This window comes from Kitasatospora sp. NEAU-CNBT7 (assembly GCF_057220535.1).
The window spans coordinates 16,110-38,147 of record NZ_JBXQQB010000046.1; the positions used below are offsets into that span (position 1 = coordinate 16,110).

The following is a 22,038-nucleotide window of genomic DNA, read 5'->3' on the forward strand; positions in this document are numbered from 1 at the left end:
GGGCCACCCTAGAGAAGGCCGGGTCAGCCGGCCGCGGCGGCCAGCAGGGTGTCGGCGACCGCCGTCCGCCGGTAGAGCACCGAGCGGCCGGCCCGGTGCGAGGTGACGATGCCGGCCGCCCGCAGCACGGTCAGGTGCTGGGAGACCCCGGCGGCGGACAGGCCGGTGCGGCGGGCCAGTTCGGTGGTGGAGGCGGGTTCGGCGAGTTCGGTCAGCAGCAGGGCGCGGGACCTGCCGAGCACCGCGGCGACGGCGTCCGGCACCTGGGCGGGGGCCTGTTCCCAGAGCGTGCCGACGCCGCGGGTCGGGTAGCACATCTGCACCGGCTCGGGCGGGGAGTTGACGATCAGCACGGACGGGCCGACGAACGCGGACGGCACCAGCAGCAGCCCCCGCCCGGCCAGACTGCCGGAGGTGCCGCAGAGCGACTTCGGGATGGTGAGCACCTCCTCGCCCCACTCCACGTGCGGGTTGAGTTCGCGCAGCACCGCGGCCGCGCCCTCGGCCGCGAACCGCCGCGACTGGTGCAGCACATCGGCCTCCAGGACGGCCCGCAGCCGCGGCCAGTACGGCGCCAGGGCGAGCTCCCAGTAGCGGGTCAGCTCGTCGGCGAGCCGGATCAGCCCGGCGGCCGGGTCGGCGGCGAAGGCCTCGACCTCCGGCGTCCAGCGGGTCAGCCGGCCGAGGTCGGCCCGGATCCGTACGGAGCCGGTCCGGGCCAGCGCGGCGAGTTCGGCCTCGAAGGACGGCGTGGCGGAGGCCGGCGGCGGGTTGAGGAAGTCCGGGATGTAGCCGTGCGCGGGGACCAGCGCGGTCAGCAGGGCCAGGTCGGGCAGTTGCGGCCGGGTCCGGGCCGCCCACCGCAGGTGCAGCGGGCGGATCCGCTCCGACCGCAGCGCCCGGAGGCTGGTGACCACCTCCCAGAGCGGTGAGACGGCCAGTCTGGTGCGGGCCAGGTCCCGGGCGGAGAAGGCCAGTTCGAGCACGCGTACCCCCAGGATTCAGCCCTGACCGAATGAATGGCAGCGACGCGGAGCACGGGCGCAGGATTCCCCCATGACCTCGCCGACCCTGCATTCTCCCCCTCCCGCCCCGGCAGCACCACCCGCCGCCCGTCGGGTCCGCACCCTGCTCGCCGGACGCTTCGGCGGCTTCGACGGGCCGTTCTGGGTGGTGATCGGCGGTACCGCGATGAACCGGGTCGGGAACCTGGTGCTCCCGTTCCTGGTGTTCTTCCTCGGCTCGCGCGGCGTCCCCACCGACCGCATCCCGTGGGTGCTGGCGGCCCTCGGGGCCGGCGGGCTGGTCGGGCCGGTGCTGGGCGGGCTGCTGTCCGACCGCTTCGGCACCCGGCCGACGCTGCTCTCCGGGCTGCTGGCCACGGCGGCCGGCCAAGGGCTGCTGTTCGCCGCCCCGGGCCTGACCACGCTCACCGCGGCGGCGGCGCTGCTCGGCGCGGCGAACTCGGTGTACCCGCCGGCGGCCGGCGCGGTGATCGCCGGCGCGGTGGCACCGGCCCGCCGCCAGGTCGCCTACGGGCTGCTGCACTGGGCGATCAACGTGGGTACGGCCGTGGCGGGCGCGCTCGGCGGCTTCCTGGTGGTGCACGGCTACGGCCTGCTGTTCGCGCTGGACGCGCTGACCTGCCTGGGGTTCGCGGCGCTGGTCGCCGCCCGGCTGCCGCGCGGGGCGGCCGGCCCGCTGCGGAGCCGCTCGGGCGACGGCGGCTACCGGGTGGTGCTGCGGGACCGGCCGATGCTGCTGCTGATCTCGCTGAGCGCGGTGGCGGAGGCGGTCTACGCGCAGACCGAGTTCACCCTGCCGCTGGCGATCCGGGACCACGGGCTGCCGGCCGCCACCTTCGGGCTGGCGGCGGTGGTGAACGCGCTGCTGGTGGTCACCCTGCAGCCGTTCGCCGCGGTCTGGCTGGCGCGCTTCGACCGGCTGCGGGTGTGGTCGGCCGCCTCGGTGCTGGCGGCGGTGGGCGTCGGCCTGACCGGACTGGCGGACAGCACCTGGGAGTTCGCGCTGACCGTGGTGGTGTGGAGTGCGGCCGAGGTGTGCGTCGGCGGCATCGTCACCTCGATCGCGGCGGACCTCGCCCCGGCGGGCGCGCAGGGCCGCTTCCAGGGGGCGCTCAGCTGGTCCCGCGGGCTGGCCCGGTTCGCCGCGCTCGGCGGCGGGGCCGCGGTGTACGCGGGCCTGGGCCCGGCGGTGCTGTGGTGGGGCGCGTCGGGCGCCGGGGCCTCGGATCAGACCTGGCCGGCCTTCTCCAGGGCGGAGCAGCAGGTGTTGACCAGCAGGCGGGTCACCACGTACGGGTCGACGTTGGCGTTCGGGCGGCGGTCCTCGATGTAGCCCTTCTGCTCGACCTCGACCTGCCACGGGATGCGGACCGAGGCACCGCGGTCGGAGACGCCGTAGGAGTAGACGTTCCACGGGGCGGTCTCGTGCAGGCCGGTCAGGCGGGACTCGATGCCGAAGCCGTACTGCTTGACGTGCTCCAGGACCTTCTCCTGGGAGGCGCCGAGCGACTCGCAGGCGGTGATGATGGCGTCGTAGCCCTCACGCATGGCCTTGGTGGAGAAGTTGGTGTGGGCGCCGGCGCCGTTCCAGTCGCCGCGCACGGGCTTGGCGTCCAGGGTGGCGTCGATGCCGAACTCCTCGGCGGTGCGGTAGAGCAGGTAGCGGGCGACCCACAGGTGGTCGGAGACGGTCAGCGCGTCGACCGGGCCGATCTGGAACTCCCACTGGCCGGGCATGACCTCGGCGTTGATGCCGCAGATGGCCAGGCCGGCCTCGATGCAGCGGTCGAGGTGCAGCTCGACGATCTCGCGGCCGAAGACCTCCTCGGCGCCGACGCCGCAGTAGTAGCCGCCCTGCGGGGCCGGGAAGCCGCCCTCGGGGAAGCCGAGCGGGCGCGAGCCCTTGAAGAAGGTGTACTCCTGCTCGATGCCGAAGATCGACTCCTGGGCGGCGAACTGCTCGGCGATCGGGCGCAGCAGGGCGCGGGTGTTGGAGACGTGCGGGGTGCCGTCGGTCTCGTTGACCTCGCACAGCACCAGGATGTTGTCACCGCCGCGGATCGGGTCCGGGAAGGAGGCGACCGGCTCGAGCACCCGGTCCGAGGCGTGGCCCTCGGCCTGGTTGGTCGAGGAGCCGTCGAAGCCCCAGGTCGGCAGCTTGTCCGCGTTGGCCAGGATGCGAGTCTTGGAACGGAGCTTGGCGGTCGGCTGCGTGCCGTCGATCCAGATGTACTCGGCCTTGATTGCCATTGCGGTGAACCTCACTGCTTGGGTGGTGGGTGCCCGCGTAGCGTCGCAAGCCGCCGTTTCCCGGTTGTTCCTCCTATGTAACGCCCATGTGAACCAACGGTCCGCAGCGGCACGCTCACGGTAGGAGAGTGCCAGTCCCGCGATGCGGACGCGTCCGTGGACGGCGGGGCTCAGTGGCGGCGGGCGTGGGCCCGGCGGCGGCGGGTCATCCAGAGTGCGGCCGCCCCCGTGACCAGCAGGGTTGCGCCGCCCGCGAGCACCGGGAGGGTGCCGCTGCTGCCGGTGGAGGCGAGCGACTCGGAGCGGTCCTGGGCCGGTACCGGCCGGGCCGCGGTGGTGGCGGGTGAGGCGGACGGGACGGGTGCGGCGGACGAGGCGGGCGCCGGGACCGGCTTCTCGCAGCTGACCGAGGCGATGGTGATCCGGCCGCTCACCCGGGCGACGTTCAGGTTCAGCGGGTTGACGTCGACGGTGGCCTCCAGCGCCGAGGCCGCGGCGGTGGAGGAGGTGGTGGTCTTCCGGGAGAACTGGATGTCGACCACCCCGACGCCCGGCACCTCGACGTGGCTCGGCCCGTTCAGGCCCGCCGTGACCGACTTGCCGAGCACCGTGACCTTGGCCGGGGCGACCACCTTGGCGGCGGGCGGGCCGTCGACCGGACAGGTCACCTCCGCGCTGAGCGCCTCCAGGCCGATCAGCGCGGTGCCGGGCAGGCCGGGGGCGTGCAGGTCGGCGTCGACCAGCCGGACGGAGGCGGCCGCGCCGTGCTCGTCCGCGCTGGTGACGGACTTGCCGAGGTCCGCCTTGAGCAGGGTGACCGGGCGGCCCCGGTCGACGCCGTCGACCTTGGCGGTGAGCACCGAGCCGTCCTGCTGGGCGGGGCTCTGCACCCGGTTCAGCGAGACGTCGACCGGTACGTCGACCTGGTCGAGCAGGCGGACGTCCAGGGCGAGTTCGGCGGTCACGGCGGTGGCGCGGCCGGGGCTGCCGGGGCCCGGCGCCGCGGACGCCGTCGGCAGCGGCAGGGCGAGGGCCAGGGCGGACGCGGCGAGGCCGGCCGCGGCGGCCGTGCGCAGGACTGAGGACATGGCGGTACCCCCACGGGTGGCGGATGTGGCAGAGCGCGCTCCTGGCTCACCCCGTGGGGGCTGACACCGCAGCGGCCAGGGGGGAGGGGCTTGTGCTCTCGACTGCCGCCAGTCTCATCGAACGATCAGTCACATGAGTAACACAGAACGTCATTTCACTCATTCGAGTGAGACTGCCCGTCAAGAGCTTCCGGAACGGGCGGCTCCCCATTCTGTGGCGGTCCTGTGACGAACCACCGGCCCCGACCGGCCCGTTGTCTCATCTCCTCTGTCTACGCTCGGATCCATGCCCTCGCCACGATCCCGCTCCTCGATACGCCGCACCGCCTACGCCGCCTCGCTGGCCGCCCGGCTGGTCGCCGTCAGCACCGTCGCGGGCGTCCTGCTCGCCGGCCTGGCGCTGCCCGCCGTCGGCAGCGTCGGACTGGCCGCGAAGGAGGCCGTCTCCGACTTCGACGACCTGCCGGACGACTTCACCACGCCCCCGCTCTCCCAGGCGTCCACCGTCTACGACGCGAGCGGCCAGGTGATCGCGACGGTCTACCAGCGGGACCGCACGGTGGTGCCGAGCGAGCGGATCTCCCCCCTGCTCAAGGCAGCGCTGGTGGACATCGAGGACAACCGCTTCTACCAGCACGGCGCGGTCGACCTGAAGGGCGTGCTGCGGGCGATCAACCGCAACGCCGCCAGCGGCGAGATCTCCCAGGGCGCCTCCACCCTGACCCAGCAGTACGTCAAGAACGTCTTCGTCGACCAGGCCGGCGACGACCCGCAGGCCGTCCAGGCCGCCCAGGCGCAGACCCTCGGCCGCAAGGTCAAGGAGATGAAGTACGCGATCAAGCTGGAGGAGACCCTCAGCAAGGACGAGATCCTCACCGACTACCTGAACATCACCTTCTTCGGCGAGCAGGCGTACGGCATCGAGGCGGCCTCCGAGCGCTACTTCAGCGTCCACGCCAGTGACCTCACCCTCGCCCAGGCCGCCCTGCTGGCCGGCCTGGTGCAGTCCCCCACCGGCTACGACCCGGTGGTCAACCCCAAGGCGGCCAAGGCCCGCCGCGACACGGTGCTCGACAAGATGGCCGAGTACGGCAGCATCACCCGCGCCCAGGCCGACGCCGCCATCGCCGAGCCGGTCACCCTCGCCGTCAGCCGGCCCCGGCAGGGCTGCATCACGGCCGCCCAGGGCGAGGGCTTCTTCTGCGACTACGTCCACAAGCTGCTCACCACCGACCCGGCGTTCGGCGCCACCGCCGCCGAACGCCAGGCCCGGTGGGCCCGCGGCGGCCTGCAGATCCACACCACCCTCGACCCCAAGGCGCAGCAGGCGGTCCAGGCCTCCGTCACCGCCCACGCCTACCCCTCCGACCAGGCCGCCGCGGCGATGACCGTGGTGCAGCCCGGCACCGGCCGGATCCTGGCGATGGGCCAGAGCCGCCCGTACGGGCTGGGCACCGACCAGACCCAGATCAACCTGAACGTCGGCAAGCCGATGGGCGGCGGGCTCGGCTTCCCCACCGGCTCGACCTTCAAGCCGATCGTGGCCGCCGCCGCGCTGGAGAGCGGCCGCACCCCCGCGCAGTCGTACCCCGCCCCGGCGAGCATGCCGTGGCCCGCCATGAAGAACTGCGAGGGCGGGCGCTACCCGCAGAGCGGCGAGGTGCACAACGACGAGAGCGACCAGGTCGGGCCGTTCACCATGGGACCGGCGATGGCCAAGTCGGTGAACACCTACTTCGCCGCCCTGGAGGGCGAGATCGGCCTGTGCACCGTGGTGCAGACGGCCAACCGGCTGGGCATCTCCCAGCAGGCCGGCGGCCAGAAGCTGGACGCCGTGCCGTCCATGGCACTCGGCAGCAACAGCCTCAGCCCGCTGGACATGGCCGCCGCCTACGCCGCCTTCGCCGCCCACGGCACCTACTGCCGGCCGGTCGCGATCGACTCGGTGACCACGGCGGACGGCACGGCGCTGGCCGTGCCGAAGGCCAACTGCTCGGAGGCGATGTCGGCCACCACCGCGGACACCCTCACCACCCTGCTGCGGGGTGTCGTCCAGGACGGCACCGGCACCGCGGCCGGCCTCGACGACCGCGACAGCGCCGGCAAGACCGGGACCACCAACGGCTCCAAGCAGGTCTGGTTCGTCGGCTACACCGCCGAGCTGGCCGCGGCCACCGTCGTCGCCGACACCGACCGGCCCGCCTCGCTGAACAACCGCCGGATCGGCGGGAAGAACGTCGGCTCCGCCTCCGGCGGCACCGTGGCGGGCCCGATCTGGCGCGACGCGGTGGAGGGCGCCCTGAAGGGGACGCCCGCCAAGCCGCTCACCCAGGTCCCGCTCCCGTAGCGCGGGGCCGCCTCCGGCCGGACGGCCCCACGGCCGGTCCCGCCGGAGGCGGCACCCGGGCGGGACCGGCCTACGGCAGGCGCCAGTCCACCGGCTGGGCGCCCTGCCGGACCAGCAGGTCGTTGGCCCGGCTGAACGGCCGGGAGCCGAAGAAGCCGCGGTCGGCGGACATCGGGCTCGGGTGCGCCGACTCCACCGCCGGCACCTGCCCGAGCAGCGGCCGCAGGTTGCGGGCATCGCGGCCCCAGAGGATCGCCACCAGCGGGCCGCCGCGCGCCACCAGCGCCCGGATCGCCTGCTCGGTGACCTCCTCCCAGCCCTTGCCCCGGTGCGCGGCCGGCTTGCCGGGCGCGGTGGTCAGCGCCCGGTTGAGCAGCAGCACGCCCTGCTCGGTCCACGGCGTCAGATCGCCGTTGGACGGCGGCGGGAAGCCCAGGTCGCGCCCGTACTCCTGGAAGATGTTGACCAGGCTGCCCGGGATCGGCCGCACCTCGGGCGCCACCGAGAAGCTCAGCCCCACCGCGTGCCCCGGGGTCGGGTAAGGGTCCTGACCGACGATCAGCACCCGGACCCGGTCGAACGGCTGCTGGAAGGCGCGCAGCACGTTCGGCCCGGCGGGCAGGTAGGTCCGGCGGGCGGCCAGTTCGGCGCGCAGGAAGTCGCCCATGGCGGCCACCCGCCCGGAGACGGGCTCCAGGGCCTTGGCCCAGCCGGGTTCGACGATCTCGTGGAGGGGACGCGGTGCCATGCCCGCCACCCTATCGGCCCAACGTCAGCGCACGATCCGCCCGCGGAGCACCACCAGCCGGGGATCGGCCAGCACCCGGATGTCCGCCCGCGGGTCCTGGTCGTAGACCACCAGGTCGGCCGGGGCGCCCTCGGTCAGGCCGTCCCGGCCCAGCCACTCCCGGGCACCCCAACTGGCCGCCGCCAGTGCCTCCGTGGCCGACAGGCCGGCCTTGACCAGCTCGGCGGTCTCCTCGGCGACCAGACCGTGCGCGAGCGAGCCGCCGGCGTCCGTACCGACGAAGATCGGGATGCCCGCGTCCCGGGCCGCGCCGACCGTCCGGTAGCGGCGCTCGTGCAGCCGCCGCATGTGCGCCGACCAGGCCGGGAACTTGCCCTCGCCGCCCGCCGCGAGGCCCGGGAAGGTGGCGATGTTGACCAGCGTCGGCACGATCGCCACCTGCCGCTCGGCGAACTGCGGGATCAACTCCTCGGTCAGCCCGGTGGCGTGCTCGATGCAGTCGATCCCGGCGGCCAGCAGGTCCGGCAGCGACTCGGCGGCGAAGCAGTGCGCGGTGACCCGGGCCCCCTCCTCGTGCGCGGCGGCGATCGCCTCCTTCAGCGCGTCGCCCGGCCAGCACGCCGCGAGGTCGCCGCGGTCCCGGTCGATCCAGTCGCCGACCAGCTTCACCCAGCCGTCGCCGCGCCGGGCCTCCGCCCGGACGTACGCGGCGAGGTCGCCCGGCTCGATCTCGTGCGCGTAGTTGCGGATGTAGCGGCGGGTGCGGGCGATGTGCCGGCCGGCCCGGATGATCCTGGGCAGGTCCTCGCGGTCGTCGATCCACCGGGTGTCGGCGGCCGAACCGGCGTCCCGGATCAGCAGGGTGCCGGCGTCCCGGTCGGTCAGCGCCTGCTTCTCGCTGGTCGCCGCGTCCACCGCGCCGTGCGCGTCCAGGCCGACGTGGCAGTGCGCGTCCACCAGGCCCGGCAGCACCCAGCCGGTGACCGTCCGGACGTCCGCCGCCGACACCGGCCGGTCGAAGGTCACCCGGCCGTCGACCACCCACAGCTCGTCCCGGACCTCCTCGGGCCCGACCAGCACCCGGCCCCTGATGTGCAGCACCGCACCGTCGCTCATGCGCCGCACTCTACCGAGACCGTTCGGCCCGGCGGCAGGGCGCCGTGCGGCAGACTGGCCCGGTGTCCGTCCGTACCCGAAAGGCCGTCGCCATGAGCCCGTTCCTGGATCTCCCGCCACTGAGCGCAGCACGGTTCGCCGCGATCGAGGACCGGGTGGCCGCGCTGCTGCAGACCTCCGCGGACGTGATCATCACCCAGGGCGAGGCCCTGCTGCCGCTGGAGGCCGCGATCCGCGGCGCCGCCCACCCCGGCTCCACCGCGCTGAACATCGTCACCGGCCCGTACGGGCAGACCTTCGGCGGCTGGCTGCGCGACTGCGGCGCCGAGGTGGTCGACCTGGCCGTCCCGTACGACACCGCGGTCCAGGCCGGGCAGGTCGCCGAGGCGCTGCGGGACCACCCGCAGATCGACTTCGTCTCCCTGGTGCACGCCGAGGCCGCGACCGGCAACACCAACCCGGTGGCGGAGATCGCCGCCGTGGTCCGTGCGCACGGCGCCCTGCTGATGCTGGACGCGGTCGCCTCGGTGGCGGCCGAGCCGGTGCTCACCGACGAGTGGGGCGTCGACCTGTGCGTGATCGGTGGGCAGAAGGCGATGGGCGGTCCGGCCGGCGTCTCGGCGGTCGCGGTCGGCCCGCGCGCCTGGCAGCGGATCACCGCCAACCCGGCCGCGCCGCGCCGCTCGTACCTCTCGCTGCTGGACTGGAAGGAGCGCTGGACGGACGCCGGCCGCACCGCCCTGCCGCACGCCCCCGCCCAGTTGGAGATGCTCGCGCTCGAGGCCTGCCTGGACCGGATCGACGTCGAGGGCCTGCCCGCCACCCTCGCCCGGCACCGCGCCGCGGCCGCCGCCACCCGGGCCGGGGCGCTGGCGCTGGCCCCGCTGAGCCCGTACGTGCGGCGCGAGGGGGACGCCGCGCCGGTGGCCACCACCCTGCGCACCCCGTCGGCCGTGAACGCCGCCGAGCTGACCGCCGCCGCCCTGCGCGCCGATCCCACCGTCCCGCTCCAGCCCGCCGGCGGCCCGCTCGCCGCCACCGCGCTCCGGGTCAACCACTACGGCCCGGCCGCCGCGCCGGACACCGTCCTGGCCACCCTCTCCGCCCTGGCCACGGCCCTCGGCACGGACCCCGCCGCGGCCCTGGCCGCCGCCGGGGCGGCCTGGGAGGCCTCGGGGGAATGACCCGGACGATCCGCACGCTCGTGGAGCGCAAGGGTGTGGTCGCGGTCGACACCCCGGTGCCGTTGTCCGGCATGGCCGCCCGCGTCCGCAATGGCGCGGCCGGATCGTTACCGCTCCCAGTGGCCGCTGTTCGCCTGCCGGACATCTGCCGGACCCGTCGGCATCACCGTGCTTCGGCAGGGTCGAGGTGCAGGAAAGTTGTATGTACAACTGACCCACCGTGAGGAGTCGAGAGACGATGACCCTGTCCCCGTACTGGCTGCGCGACAACTGCCCGTGCACCAGGTGCCGCGACCCGCGCAACGGGCAGAAGCTGTTCCAGATCAGCGAGTTGCCCGACCACCTGAGCTGCACCGAGCAGGTGGAGCAGGACGGGCTGCTGCACGTGGTCTGGTCGGACGGCCACCGCTCCTCGTACCCGCTCGGCTGGCTGGCCGAGCAGGGCGAGGGCGACGGGCGGACCGAGCAGGGCAAGCGGCTGTGGGAGGCGGCGGAGTTCGGGGGCGGCATCCCGGAGGCGGACTGGGCCGCCTACCTGGCGGATCCGGCCGAGCGGGCCGCCGTGCTCGGCGCGGTCCGGCACCTCGGCTTCGCGGTGCTGCGCGGGGTGCCGGGCGAGGAGCGCCAGGTGCTGGCGGTGGCCCGCAGCTTCGGCTACGTCCGGGAGACCAACTACGGCGAGCTGTTCGACGTCCGGATCGAGCCCGACCCCAACAACCTGGCCTTCACCAGCGCCGCCATCGCACCGCACACCGACAACCCTTACCGCGACCCGGTACCCACCCTCCAGTTGCTGCACTGCCTGCGCAACGACGCCACCGGCGGCGACTCCGGGCTGGTGGACGGCTTCCGCGCGGCCGACCTGCTGCGCACCGAGCACCCGGAGGACTTCGCGACGCTCACCCGCACGCCGGTCCCGTTCGTCTTCCGCGACCGGCGCACCGAACTGCTCGCCGAGCGGCCGCTGATCGAGACCGACCCGCTCGGGCGGATCCGCGAGGTGCGCTTCAACAACCGGTCGATCGGCACGCTGCGGCTGCCGCCCGCCGAGCTGGACGCCTTCTACGCCGCCTACCGCCGGTTCGCCGCGATCACGCTGCGGCCCGAGCTCCAGCTGACCTTCCGGCTCGGCCCCGGCGACTGCCTGGTCTTCGACAACACCCGGCTGCTGCACGCCCGGACCGCCTTCGAGCAGGACGGCCACCGTCACCTCCAGGGCTGCTACGCCGACCTGGACTCGCTCGCCAGCACGCTCGCCGTGCTGCACCGGCAGACCGCCGCACTGGACACCCTCGAGCAGCTGTTCGAGGGTGAGGGTGCGGCCGAGTACCTCGGCGAGGAGGTCACCATGGCGCAGCACATGCTGCAGGCCGGCGCGCTGGCCGAGGCCGCCGGGGCGCCCGCGCACCTGGTCGCGGCCGCGCTGCTGCACGACGTCGGCCACTTCGACGGCACCGGCCTGGAGTTGATGCAGGGCCGGGACAACCGACACAGCCACACCGGCGCCGAGTGGCTGGGCCGCTGGTTCGGCCCCGAGGTGACCGAGCCGGTGCGGCTGCACGTGGCGGCCAAGCGCTACCTGTGCGCGGTCGAGCCTGGCTACCGGGAGCGGCTGTCGGAGGCCTCCGAGTACACCCTTCAGGTGCAGGGCGGCCCGATGGACGAGGCGCAGGCGGCCCGGTTCGCGGCGCTGCCCGGCGCCGAGGACGCGGTGGCCGTCCGCCGCTGGGACGAGCAGGCGAAGGAGGCCGACGCGCCGACCCCGCCGTTCTCCTACTTCCGGCCGCTGCTGGCCGAGTTGATGCGCTGACCCGGCCGGCGGACCGGCCGCGCGGCCGGTCCGCCGGAACGGTCCCCCGGCGGCGGCCCGCGTGTCATCCTGGACACGCGGACATCCACCACAGCTGACGGGGGAGTGCGAATGGCGGGAACCGGACGGCCGAGCGGGCCCGGGAGGCCGGTGTGACCGCCTTCGACGCGGGCTTCCTGGTGGCGATGAACGCCTTTCTGCTCGCCAACTACGTGGCGGTCCGGATGTGGCCGTCCGGACTGCGGGCCACCACGGCCTACCTGCTGCTGCTGAACGTCGCGGTGCTCTGGCTGGTGCACGACGTCGGCTCGGGCTGGGGCCTGCCGGTCACGGCGGCGGTGTCACTGGTGGCGGCGGTGCTCGCCCTGCGCTCTTCGGTACGGGAGATGACGTCCCGGATCGCCGTGATCGACGCTCCGGAGTTCGACCGGCTGATCACGGTGGTCGCGGCGGCCGAGGGCCCGCAGGTGCTCGGGCTGTGCGTGGTGCCGACCGGCGCGCTGATGGTCATCGCGATGGCCGACGACCAGCATCCGGAGGGCCGCAGGTTCGTACTGCCGCCGGGCGCGGACTGCCACTTCTGCCGGGTGGAGGAGAAGGTCCGGCTGTTCCTCGGCGACGGGAGCGTGCTCGTCACCGAGTACCGCGGGCACCTGCGGGCGGGCCGCAGCCGGCACGCGCTGGTCAGGCGGGCGTCGGCGGCCGAGCCGTGGACCGGGCGGCTGCGCGACCGCGTCCTGTACCGGGCCCCGGCGCCCGGCCGGCGCCCGAGCTGCGCGGTGCACGACGCGATCGTGGGGTCCGGCTAGCGGGGGCGGGCCGGGCGGCCCGCCCCCGGTGGGGTCACTTCTTGCGGGCGACCGCGCCCCAGTAGTAGGCGGCGGTCGGGTCGGCCGGGGGCTCGCCGTCGGGGCGCCAGGCCATCACCGGGGAGACGCCCGGCTCCAGCAGTTCCCAGCCGTCGAAGAACCGGGTGACCTCCTCGCGGGTGCGCGGCACCAGGGTCATGCCGCCCTGCTGGGCCGCGGCGGCCACGGTGGCCACCGTCTCCGGGTCGAAGTCCTGGGTCGGGTGGGTGAGCGCGATGCAGCTGCCGGACGGGAGCGCGTCGCGCAGTTCGGCGACCTTGCCCCACGGGTCGTCCTGGTCGGCGACCAGCATCAGGACGGCGATCAGCAGCAGGCCGACCGGCCGGTCGAGGTCGAGGGTGCCGGTCAGCTCGGGGTCGGCCAGCAGTTCGGCGGGCTTGCGCAGGTCGGCGTGGATGTAGGTGGTGCGGCTGCCGGGCGCCGAGGACATCAGCGCGCGGGCGTGGGCCAGCACGATCGGGTCGTTGTCGACGTACACCACCCGGGTGCCGGGGCTGACGGCCTCGGCGATGTCGTGGGTGTTGGGGGAGGTGGGGATGCCGGTGCCCAGGTCGAGGAACTGGGTCAGGCCGAGCTCCCGGGCCAGGTAGCGGACGGCGCGGCCCTGGAAGGCGCGGTTCTCCTTGGCCATCTCCCGGATGCTGGGGATGGCCTGCTCGAACGCCTGGCCCATGGCCCGGTCGGGGGCGAAGTTGGTCTTGCCGCCCAGCCAGTAGTCGTAGACCCGGGCGGAGTGCGGTGCGGTGGTGTCGACGCCGAGGCGCTCCCACTCGCCCTGGTCGCGCCCGCCGTCGGCGTGTTCCTGACTGGACGTCATCGTCGCATCCCCTCAAGGCAGATCATCACACTGGCCGCAGCAGCCTAGCGGTAACCCTTCGGAAATCCGGGGTGTCCGACCGAACGCCCCGCGCGCCGCACGCCCCGTCAGTCGCTCTCCCGGGCGTGCCGCGAGAGCGCGGAGGAGGCCAGCGAGTTGTGGATGCTGAAGGCCACCGTGCCCGGCAGGTAGCGGTCCTGGGACCACTCCACGGGGGTGCCGGTGGGGTCGGTGGTGCGCCGCTTCTCGCGCAGCAGCGGGCTGCCGCGGCGGCAGCCGAGCAGCCGGGCGTCGTCGGCGTTGGCCGCGACCACGTCGATGGTGTGGTCGGCGTCGGTGAACAGGATGCCGTGCTCGCGCAGCGGCTCGGTGTGCGAGACCACGTCGGCGGGCAGCTCGGCCACCACCTCGCCGACCCGGGGCGGGTACACGGTGCGCTCGACCATCACCGGGATGCCGGACAGCGTGCGCAGCCGCAGGGTCACGTACACCTCGGTGCCCGGCTCCAGCCGCAGGTGCTCGCGCTCGGCGGCGTCCGCGGGCCGGCGGATCAGCGACTCCAGCCGGCCGCCGGGCTCCTCCCCCATCGAGCGGGCCCAGTGGGTGAAGCTGAGCAGCTCCGAGAAGCTCTGCACCCGGGCGGTGCCGAGCACCACCCGGCGGGTACCGCGACGCGACGTGACCAGGCCGTCGGCCCGCAGCATCGCCAGCGCCTGGCGGACGGTGCCGCGGGAGACCCCGTACTGCTCGGCCAGCGCGCCCTCGGCCGGGAGCCGGCCGGCCTCCCCGAAGCTGCCGGAGGTGATCGCTTCCCGCAGGTCGGCGGCCACCTTGCGGTAGAGCGAGCCGGCGGCGCGGTCCTGGTCGAGTGCCATGTCGGTCAAGGTCCCTCCTCGGGCGCTGGCCCGGGCATTGGTGTCGCGCGGGACGCCACCGACTGTAGCCGCTGCGGATCTCCGTGGACGGACGGGATTCGACCGTTCCGGCAGCCGCCCCCTGTTCTGGGCCATCCGTTCACCTTCCCGTCACCGGGCTCGGGCGTACTTACCCCCGTCAGCACAAGTTGGCCAGCCAACTTGGCCCAGCGTCAGCTGACCCCCTGATTCGAAACTCCCCGCCTGTACACCTCATTCAGGAGAACCACCAGTGACCGTGCACCGCCCTCGTGCCGCCGCCCTCGCGGCCGTACTGACCGCCGCCGCACTCTCCCTCTCCGCCTGTGGCTCGGCGGGGACGTCCGCCAAGTCCGGTGACACGGCCGCCGGTGCGAAGAAGGAGGCCAAGGACGCCACGTCGGCCGCCGACTTCGGCGGCATGGACGCCCTGGTCGCCGCCGCCAAGAAGGAGGGCAAGCTGCACGTCATCACGCTGCCCAAGGACTGGGCGAACTACGGCAAGATCATGGACTCGTTCAAGGCCAAGTACGGCATCGAGATCGAGGACGAGAACCCGGACGGCTCCAGCCAGGACGAGATCAACGCGATCACCTCCCGCAAGGGCCAGGACCGCGCCCCCGACGTCGTCGACCTGGGCAGCGCCTTCGCGGTCTCGGCCGCCAAGGACGGCCTGCTCGCCCCCTACAAGGTGGCCAACTTCGACAAGGTGCCGGACACCATGAAGGAGGCCACCGGCCTCACCGTCAACGACTACGGCGGCTACATCTCGATCGGCTGCGACGCCAAGGCCATCCCGGTCTGCCCGAAGACCTTCGCGGACCTGCTGAAGCCCGAGTACAAGGGCAAGGTCGCGCTGAACGGCAACCCGACCAAGTCGGGCTCGGCCTTCGGCGGCGTCTACGCGGCGGCGCTCGCCAACGGCGGCTCGCTGGACAACATCCAGCCCGGCATCGACTTCTTCGCCAAGCTGAAGCAGAGCGGCAACTTCGTGCCGGTCGAGTCGACCCCGGCCACCGTCGAGAAGGGCGAGACCCCGATCTCGATCGACTGGTCCTACCTGAACGCCGGCTACACCGACGAGTTCAAGGGCAAGGGCATCGACTGGCAGGTCGCCGTCCCGTCCGACGGCTCCTACGCCCAGTACTACAACCAGGCGATCAACAAGACCGCCCCGCACCCGGCCGCCGCGCGCCTGTGGCAGGAGTACCTGTTCAGCGCCGAGGGCCAGAACCTCTTCCTCGGCGGCTACGCCACCCCGGCCCTCTTCGACACCCTGAAGAAGGACGGCACCCTCGACGCCACCGCCGCCGCCAAGCTGCCGACCGTCGAGAAGCCCTTCACCACCTTCCCGACCCAGGACCAGATCACGGCCGCGAAGAAGGTCGTGACCGAGAACTGGACCAAGGCGATCGCGGGCTGATCACAGACATGACCACGGCTCCCACCCCGGTGCCGACCCCGGCCGCCACTGAGAAGCTCAGTGGCGGCCCCGGGGCGTCCGGCACCGCTACCCCCGCCCCCGGCTCCCACGCCAAGCGCCGCGCCCCGCGCGGCGGCTCGTGGCTGGCCACCCTGCCCCTGTTCGTGTTCTTCGCGATCGCCTTCGGCCTGCCCGCCGTCGCCATCGCGATCGGCGCCTTCACCGTCTCCAACGACGCGGAGACCGGCGCCGGCACCTTCACCACCGCCAACCTGTCCGACTCGGTCTCCGGCGCCTACTGGACCGCCCTGGTCAGCAGCGTCAAGCTGTCCGCGATCACCGCGCTGATCGGCACCCTGGTCGGGCTGCCGATCGCGCAGGCCGTGGTGACCAGCCGGTTCCGGATGCTCCGCGAGGCGGTCCTGACCGCCTCCGGCGTGCTCGCCAACTTCGGCGGCCTCCCGCTCGCGTTCGCCTTCGTGGCGACCCTCGGCAACGCCGGCGAGCTCACCAAGCTGTTCCACCTCACCGACCACGGCTGGACGCTGTACAGCTTCACCGGCCTGACCGTCGCCTACCTGTACTTCCTGATCCCGCTGATGGTGCTCACCATCACCCCGGCCCTGGACGGCCTGCGGGTCCAGTGGCGCGAGGCGGCCCAGAACAACCGGGCCACCTCCCTGCAGTACTGGCGGCACGTCGCACTGCCGATCCTGCTGCCCTCGCTGCTCGGCGGCTTCGTGCTGCTGTTCGGCAGCGCGTTCGCGGCCTACGCGACCGCCGCCGCGATGGTCGGCGCCACCGTGCCGCTGATCAGCCGCCAGATCGCGGACGCGCTGTCCGGCAACGTCCTGGTCGGGCAGGGCAACCTCGCGCTCGCCCTCAGCCTCGACATGATCATCGTCGCCGTCCTGGTGATGGCGATCTACCTTCCCCTCCAGCGTCGGAGCGCACGATGGCTCAGCTGACCTCCCGCTCCCCGCTGGCCCGGTTCCAGCCCGGCCGCGCACTCGTGCTGCTGGTGGCCGCGCTGTACTTCCTGGTCCCGATGGGCGCCTCGATCTGGTTCTCCATCAGCGACAACAACGGCATCGGCTTCCAGGCCTACACCGGCCTGCTCGGCGCCGAGGGCTTCACCGACAGCCTCTGGCTGACCCTGAAGCTGGCGCTGGCCACCGTGCTGGTGCTCCTGCTGCTGCTGGTGCCCGCGATGATCGCCGCCCGGCTCGGCTCGGCCCGGCTGCGCACCGCCCTGGAGATCCTCTGCACCCTGCCGCTGGTGGTGCCCCCGGTGGCGCTCACCGCCGGCATGATCGGCGTGCTGCGCTGGGGCCCGGACTACCTGATGGACACGCCGTTCTTCCAGACCTTCGTGTTCATCCAGCAGCCCGAGTTCCCGATCGTCCTGGTCCTCGCGTACGTGCTCATGGCCCTGCCGCTCGCCTACCGCGCGCTCGACGCCGGACTGCGCTCGGTGGACGTCCGCACCCTGGTCGAGGCGGCCCGCAACTGCGGCGCCAGCTGGCCCCGCTCGGTCTTCACGGTGATCCTGCCGAACCTGCGCGGCGCCCTGCTGAACGCCGGCTTCCTGACCCTCGCCCTGGTGCTCGGCGAGTTCACCTCCGCCTCCATCCTCGGCTACCAGCCCTTCCCGGTCTGGATCTACGCGGTCGGCAACAGCCAGGGCCAGATGTCCGTCGCCGTCTCGGTGCTCAGCCTGCTGATCACCTGGGTCCTGCTGCTCCTGCTGGCCGCCGCCGGCCGCGAGCGCCGCCACAAGCCCGCCCACTCCTGAACCACCAGCGGAGAAACCCCCATGACCACGGTTACCGCCCCCGTTGCCGACGTGCAGCCCGCACCCGGCAGCGCGACCGTCGAATTCCGTTCGCTGCGCCGCTCGTTCGGCGCCACCACCGCACTGGACGGCCTCAACCTGACCGTCCGCCCCGGTGAGCTGCTCGCCCTGCTCGGCCCGTCCGGCTGCGGCAAGACCACCGCGCTGCGGATCCTGGCCGGCTTCGAGCAGCACGACTCCGGCCAGGTCCTGGTCGACGGCGAGGACATCACCAGGATCCCGGCGCACCGCCGCGACGCGGGCATGGTCTTCCAGTCCTACAGCCTCTTCCCGCACCTGACCGCCGCCGACAACGTCGCCTTCGGGCTGCGGATGCGCGGCGCCGGCAAGGCCGAGCGCCGCAAGCGCGCCAAGGAGCTGCTGGAGCTGGTCGGCCTGCCGCAGCACGCCGACCGCTACCCGCACCAGATGTCCGGTGGCCAGCAGCAGCGCATCGCGCTCGCCCGCGCCCTGGCCCTGCAGCCCCGGGTGCTGCTGCTCGACGAGCCGCTGTCCGCGCTGGACGCCAAGGTCCGGCTCAACCTCCGCGAGGAGATCCGCCGCCTCCAGCAGGAACTCGCCATCACCACCCTGTTCGTGACCCACGACCAGGAGGAGGCGCTGTCGATGGCCGACCGGGTCGCCGTCCTGCGGGCCGGCCGCCTGGAGCAGTGCGCCACCCCGTCCGAGCTGTACGCGCGCCCGGCCACCGCCTTCGTCGCCGAGTTCGTCGGCACCATGAGCCGGATCCCGGCCGTCCGGGCCGGTGACGGCGTCGAGGTGCTCGGCCGCCGCCACCCGGTGGACGGCGCGGTGCCCGCCGACGGGCAGCTGGACGTCCTGGTCCGCCCGGAGAACGTCACCCTGGTCCCCGCCCCGCACGGCCGCGCCCAGGTGGTCGGCGCGTCCTTCCTGGGTGCGGTCACCCGGCTCACCGTCCGGCTGGCCGACGGCACCGAGGTCAAGGCCGACCTCGCGACCGAGCTCGCCGCCGGCCTGCCGGTAGGCTCCACCGCCGACATCGCCCTGCCGGACCGTCCCGTGCTGGTCGACCGACGCGCCTCCTGATCCCGATCTCCACCGAAGGTACCGCCATGCCTGCCCGTTCCCATCCCAGCCCCGCCGCCGTCCTGTTCGACATGGACGGCACCCTGGTCGACACCGAACACCTCTGGTGGCAGTGCGCCGCCGAGCTGGCCACCGAACTCGGCCTCACCCTCACCGAGCGCGACCTGCCGGAGGTGCTCGGCCGCGCCGTCGAGCACACCGCAGCCCACCTGCACCGGGCCAGCGGCACCGACCGGGCCGAGCAGGAGCTGGTCGAGGTGCTGAACGAGTCCTTCACCGGCAAGGTCGCCGCCCAGGTCACGCCCCGGCCCGGCGCACTCGACCTGCTGACCGCGCTGCGCGCCGCCGAGGTGCCCACCGCCCTGGTCTCGGCCTCCCCGCGCCGGGTGGTCGACCTGGTGCTGGACAGCCTCGGCCGCCAGTGGTTCACCGTGACCCTGGCCGCCGAGGACACCGAGCGCACCAAGCCCGACCCGGCCCCCTACCTGGCCGCCGCCGAGCGGCTCGGCCTCGACCCGGCCGTCTGCGTCGCCGTCGAGGACACGCCGACCGGGGTGGCCTCCGCGTACGCGGCCGGCTGCGCGGTCCTGGCGGTGCCCTCCACCGTGCCGATCCCCGCGGCCGACCGGGTCACCCTGCTGGAGAGCCTGACCGAGGCGGACCTCGCGCTGCTCGGGCGGCTCGCCGCGCCCCGGCCCGCCTGATGCCGTACCTGCTGCTCGCCCTGGCCATCGCCAGCGAGGTCTGCGCGACCAGCTGCCTCAAGCTGACCGAGGGCTTCACCCGGCTCTGGCCGAGCATCGGGGTCGGGATCGGCTACGCGCTCTCCTTCCTGCTGCTGGGCCGCGCGCTCAAGCACATCCCGGTCTCGGTGGCGTACGCGGTCTGGTCCGGCGCCGGCACCGCCGCGGTGGCCGGGATAGGCGTCGTCGCGTTCGGCGAATCGCTGGGCCGCGCCCAGTGGCTGGGCATCGCGCTGATCATCATCGGGGTGGTCGTGCTCAACCTGCGCGGCGGCCACTGAGCCCACCCGCGCACATCCGGCGCCCCCTGACGCACCCTGACGCCCCGGCGGTTACCGCCGGGGCGTCAGGCATCCCCCGAACTGCCCCTTTGTTACCGGCCAGGAGTTCCGGCGCCGCCCGACGACCGGTCACATCCCGTTCATCCTCCGTCCGCCGCACCCCGACTGAATTGGCCAAGTTGTACAGCCAACTCAACTCAGCCGCCCAGGCCCGGCGCGGCGGACAGGACCCCCGTGGCGACAGGATCCTCCCTCGTCCTCTCCTCACCCACCAGTCCCACCGAAGGCGACAAGCTCACCTTCCACTGGACCACCGACGCTCCGGACGCCAAGAACTGGGTGGGCATCTACGACGGCACCCGGCTGCCCGGCACCGGCTCCTCGCTGCTGTGGAAGTACACCCCGGACGCCTCCGGTGACCTCCAGCTCGACACCTCCGCCCTCACCGGCGGCCCCTACACCGCCTACCTGCTGGCCAAGGACGGGTACGGGATCCTCGCCCGGAGCGCGCCGTTCAGCTTCAAGCCCAAGCCCGCCGCGCCCCGCTCGCACGCTGCCGTCGACGCGCTGACCGCCACCGCCGTGGCGCCCGCCACCGCGTTCAGCATCAAGCTGGGCGGGCTGTGGATGCGCCCGTCCGGCACCCCGGTCTTCCGCAAGATCAGCGGTGACTCCTGGCTGTCGGTGGCCGCCGACGGCACGGTGAGCGGCACCTCGCCGAACACCGCGCCGGTCAAGCCCGCCGTGCTGACCGTCGGGGTGAAGGACCCCGCGGGCAACACCGACACCATCACCGTCCAGGTCCCGGTCAACACCAAGAAGGTGATCCTCAAGACCGCCAGCTGGAACCTCTGCAAGGCCGGCGCGGGCTTCGAGGACGCGCTGGAGAAGCAGCTGCGGGTGATCCTCGCCCAGAACCTGGACCTCGTCGCCCTCCAGGAGACCGCCGGCACGGCCGCCACCACCCTGGCCACCGCGCTCGGCTGGTACGCGTACCAGAGCGCGGGCAGCGTCGGCATCGTCAGCCGCTACCCGCTCAGCGAGATCACCGCCGCCACCGCGGAGCTGCCCGCCGCGGGCGCCACCGTGACCCTGCCGGGCAACCGCAGCATCCGGTTCTGGGCCGCCCACCTGGACGAGGCCGACTACGGCCCGTACGCCGTCCAGGACGGCCGCACCGCCGACGCGACCGTGACCAGCGAGAACGCCTCCACCCGCGGCAAGCAGGCCACCGCCCTGGCCGCCCTGCTGAAGGCCGAGCTCGCCGCCCGCAAGGTCGTGGTGCTGGCCGCGGACCTCGCCTCGCCCTCGCACCTGGACTGGACGCCCGCCACCGCCGCCGCACACAGCGGCGTCACCGCACTGGCCTGGCCGGTCACCGTGGCCCTGCAGAACGCGGGCCTCACCGACGCATACCGCTCGGCGCACCCCGACCCGGCCGCCTCGCCGGGCAACACCTGGTCCGTGACCCGGCGCACCCGCGGCACCAAGGCCGAGCCGCAGGACCGGATCGACCAGATCCACTTCGCCGGCCGGCTGGTCCTGGTCGAGGCGCACACGCTGGCCACCGGCTGGCCGCAGCCCGAGCCCTCCTCCGCCGTCAACGAGTGGCCCTCGGACACCGCCGCCGCCGTCGCCACCTTCACCTTCTGAGAGGCCGACCGATGACACCCCAGCTCAGCCGCCGCACCTTCGTGTCGGCCACCGCAGCCGCCGGCGCGGCCACCCTGACCGGTCTGGCCGGCGCCACCGAGGCCGAGGCGAAGGCCAAGCCGACGTCCGGCACCGTGGCGGACGTCAAGCACGTGGTGATCCTGATGCAGGAGAACCGCTCCTTCGACCACTACTTCGGCACCCTGAGCGGCGTCCGCGGCTTCGCCGACAAGCAGGCCCTCCAGTTCCCCGACGGCGGCAACGTCTTCCGCCAACCCGACGCAGGCCGCTCCGACGGCGGCGTCATGCTCCCCTACCGCATGGACACCACCAAGTACAACGCCCAGAACGCCGGCGGCCTCGCCCACGACTGGGCCACCGGCCACCAAGCCATCAACAACGGCGCCATGAACAAATGGATCGCCGCCAAGGGCGAACGCGCCATGGGCTACTTCACCCGCGAAGACATCCCCTACCAGTACGCCCTCGCCGACGCCTTCACCCTCTGCGACGCCTACTTCTGCTCCCTCGCCGGACCCACCGACCCCAACCGCCTCTACCTCTGGACCGGCACCAGCGGCCCCGGCCGCGACGGCACCACCGGCCCCTGGATCGACAACACCCCCGTCACCGACAACCCCGTCGCCGACTGGACCACCTACGCCGAACGCCTCCAGAACGCCGGCGTCACCTGGCGCGTCTACCACAACCCCAGCAAGGACGACCGCACCGGCGACTACGACGACAACGCCCTCTCCTACTTCAAACAGTTCCACAACTACCCCACCACCGACCCGCGCTACATCAACGCCATGACCAAGTTCGACCCCACCGCCTTCGACCAGCACTGCAAGGACGGCACCCTCCCCACCGTCTCCTGGCTCGTCGC

General features: G+C 73.3%; 20 protein-coding genes. 13 read left to right on the forward strand and 7 right to left on the reverse strand.

What is annotated here, in order from left to right; genetic code table 11:
* Window positions 1–23 precede the first annotated feature (23 nt).
* Window positions 24–986, reverse strand: coding sequence for an ArsR/SmtB family transcription factor (locus AC2TEW_RS34945; protein ID WP_484627162.1), 963 nt, complete (start codon window positions 984–986; stop codon window positions 24–26).
* Between the two features lie 70 nt (window positions 987–1,056).
* Here AC2TEW_RS34945 and AC2TEW_RS34950 point away from each other — a divergent pair, with 70 nt between their 5' ends.
* On the forward strand, window positions 1,057–2,358 hold the full coding sequence (locus tag AC2TEW_RS34950; protein ID WP_484627282.1) for an MFS transporter: 1,302 nt from the start codon (window positions 1,057–1,059) through the stop codon (window positions 2,356–2,358).
* Here AC2TEW_RS34950 and glnII read toward each other — a convergent pair.
* Together glnII and AC2TEW_RS34960 are read right to left on the reverse strand one after the other, a co-directional pair.
* Window positions 2,253–3,275 (reverse strand): glutamine synthetase, encoded by a 1,023-nt coding sequence (gene glnII, locus AC2TEW_RS34955; RefSeq protein ID WP_484627164.1) that lies wholly within the window; start codon window positions 3,273–3,275, stop codon window positions 2,253–2,255. The two genes, AC2TEW_RS34950 and glnII, sit on opposite strands and share 106 nt — an antisense overlap.
* 170 nt (window positions 3,276–3,445) lie before the next feature.
* Window positions 3,446–4,363: an SCO1860 family LAETG-anchored protein gene (locus tag AC2TEW_RS34960; RefSeq protein ID WP_484627165.1), complete on the reverse strand. Its 918-nt coding sequence runs from the start codon at window positions 4,361–4,363 to the stop codon at window positions 3,446–3,448.
* A 286-nt stretch (window positions 4,364–4,649) separates the two neighbouring features.
* On the opposite strand from AC2TEW_RS34960, the gene AC2TEW_RS34965 reads away from it, so the two are divergent.
* Complete coding sequence (locus tag AC2TEW_RS34965) at window positions 4,650–6,710, forward strand: transglycosylase domain-containing protein (protein WP_484627283.1); 2,061 nt, start codon at window positions 4,650–4,652, stop codon at window positions 6,708–6,710.
* 70 nt (window positions 6,711–6,780) lie between these two features.
* Here AC2TEW_RS34965 and AC2TEW_RS34970 read toward each other — a convergent pair whose 3' ends face one another.
* Together AC2TEW_RS34970 and AC2TEW_RS34975 are read right to left on the reverse strand one after the other, a co-directional pair.
* Window positions 6,781–7,458, reverse strand: a complete 678-nt coding sequence (locus AC2TEW_RS34970) for a uracil-DNA glycosylase (RefSeq protein WP_484627284.1) — start codon at window positions 7,456–7,458, stop codon at window positions 6,781–6,783.
* Window positions 7,459–7,482: 24 nt separating this feature from the next.
* The gene (locus AC2TEW_RS34975) at window positions 7,483–8,574 is read right to left on the reverse strand and encodes an amidohydrolase family protein (protein ID WP_484627285.1); all 1,092 of its coding nucleotides are present in this window, start codon (window positions 8,572–8,574) and stop codon (window positions 7,483–7,485) included.
* Between the two features lie 92 nt (window positions 8,575–8,666).
* Between AC2TEW_RS34975 and AC2TEW_RS34980 the strand changes: the two genes are divergently transcribed.
* From AC2TEW_RS34980 to AC2TEW_RS34990, 3 genes are all read left to right on the forward strand, one after another.
* On the forward strand, window positions 8,667–9,758 hold the full coding sequence (locus AC2TEW_RS34980) for a pyridoxal-phosphate-dependent aminotransferase family protein (RefSeq protein WP_484627297.1): 1,092 nt from the start codon (window positions 8,667–8,669) through the stop codon (window positions 9,756–9,758).
* Between the two features lie 238 nt (window positions 9,759–9,996).
* Window positions 9,997–11,568, forward strand: a complete 1,572-nt coding sequence (gene tmpA / locus AC2TEW_RS34985; RefSeq protein ID WP_484627286.1) for a 2-trimethylaminoethylphosphonate dioxygenase — start codon at window positions 9,997–9,999, stop codon at window positions 11,566–11,568.
* A gap of 152 nt (window positions 11,569–11,720) precedes the next feature.
* Window positions 11,721–12,377: a hypothetical protein gene (locus AC2TEW_RS34990; protein WP_484627287.1), complete on the forward strand. Its 657-nt coding sequence runs from the start codon at window positions 11,721–11,723 to the stop codon at window positions 12,375–12,377.
* A gap of 34 nt (window positions 12,378–12,411) precedes the next feature.
* On the opposite strand, the gene AC2TEW_RS34995 is transcribed toward AC2TEW_RS34990, so the two are convergent.
* On the reverse strand, window positions 12,412–13,254 hold the full coding sequence (locus tag AC2TEW_RS34995) for an SAM-dependent methyltransferase (protein WP_484627288.1): 843 nt from the start codon (window positions 13,252–13,254) through the stop codon (window positions 12,412–12,414).
* A 107-nt stretch (window positions 13,255–13,361) separates the two neighbouring features.
* Window positions 13,362–14,129: a GntR family transcriptional regulator gene (locus AC2TEW_RS35000; protein WP_033826269.1), complete on the reverse strand. Its 768-nt coding sequence runs from the start codon at window positions 14,127–14,129 to the stop codon at window positions 13,362–13,364.
* 271 nt (window positions 14,130–14,400) lie between these two features.
* Here AC2TEW_RS35000 and AC2TEW_RS35005 point away from each other — a divergent pair, with 271 nt between their 5' ends.
* The 8 genes from AC2TEW_RS35005 to AC2TEW_RS35040 all read left to right on the forward strand — a co-directional run.
* Window positions 14,401–15,570 (forward strand): ABC transporter substrate-binding protein, encoded by a 1,170-nt coding sequence (locus AC2TEW_RS35005; RefSeq protein ID WP_484627289.1) that lies wholly within the window; start codon window positions 14,401–14,403, stop codon window positions 15,568–15,570.
* A gap of 8 nt (window positions 15,571–15,578) precedes the next feature.
* Entirely contained in the window at window positions 15,579–16,538 is a 960-nt protein-coding gene (locus AC2TEW_RS35010) for an ABC transporter permease (protein WP_484627290.1), read from the forward strand.
* Window positions 16,526–17,365 carry an ABC transporter permease gene (locus tag AC2TEW_RS35015; RefSeq protein ID WP_484627291.1) on the forward strand — a complete coding sequence of 280 codons (840 nt, stop codon included), beginning with the start codon at window positions 16,526–16,528 and terminating at the stop codon, window positions 17,363–17,365. Before AC2TEW_RS35010 ends, AC2TEW_RS35015 begins: the two co-directional genes overlap by 13 nt.
* 21 nt (window positions 17,366–17,386) lie before the next feature.
* Window positions 17,387–18,472 (forward strand): ABC transporter ATP-binding protein, encoded by a 1,086-nt coding sequence (locus AC2TEW_RS35020; RefSeq protein ID WP_484627292.1) that lies wholly within the window; start codon window positions 17,387–17,389, stop codon window positions 18,470–18,472.
* 26 nt (window positions 18,473–18,498) lie between these two features.
* Window positions 18,499–19,176: an HAD family hydrolase gene (locus tag AC2TEW_RS35025; protein WP_484627293.1), complete on the forward strand. Its 678-nt coding sequence runs from the start codon at window positions 18,499–18,501 to the stop codon at window positions 19,174–19,176.
* Entirely contained in the window at window positions 19,176–19,496 is a 321-nt protein-coding gene (locus AC2TEW_RS35030) for a DMT family transporter (RefSeq protein ID WP_484627294.1), read from the forward strand. Before AC2TEW_RS35025 ends, AC2TEW_RS35030 begins: the two co-directional genes overlap by 1 nt.
* Window positions 19,497–19,730: 234 nt before the next feature.
* On the forward strand, window positions 19,731–21,149 hold the full coding sequence (locus tag AC2TEW_RS35035) for an endonuclease/exonuclease/phosphatase family protein (protein ID WP_484627295.1): 1,419 nt from the start codon (window positions 19,731–19,733) through the stop codon (window positions 21,147–21,149).
* An 11-nt stretch (window positions 21,150–21,160) separates the two neighbouring features.
* Window positions 21,161–22,038: alkaline phosphatase family protein (locus tag AC2TEW_RS35040; RefSeq protein WP_484627296.1), on the forward strand; the 878-nt coding region annotated here is incomplete at its 3' end.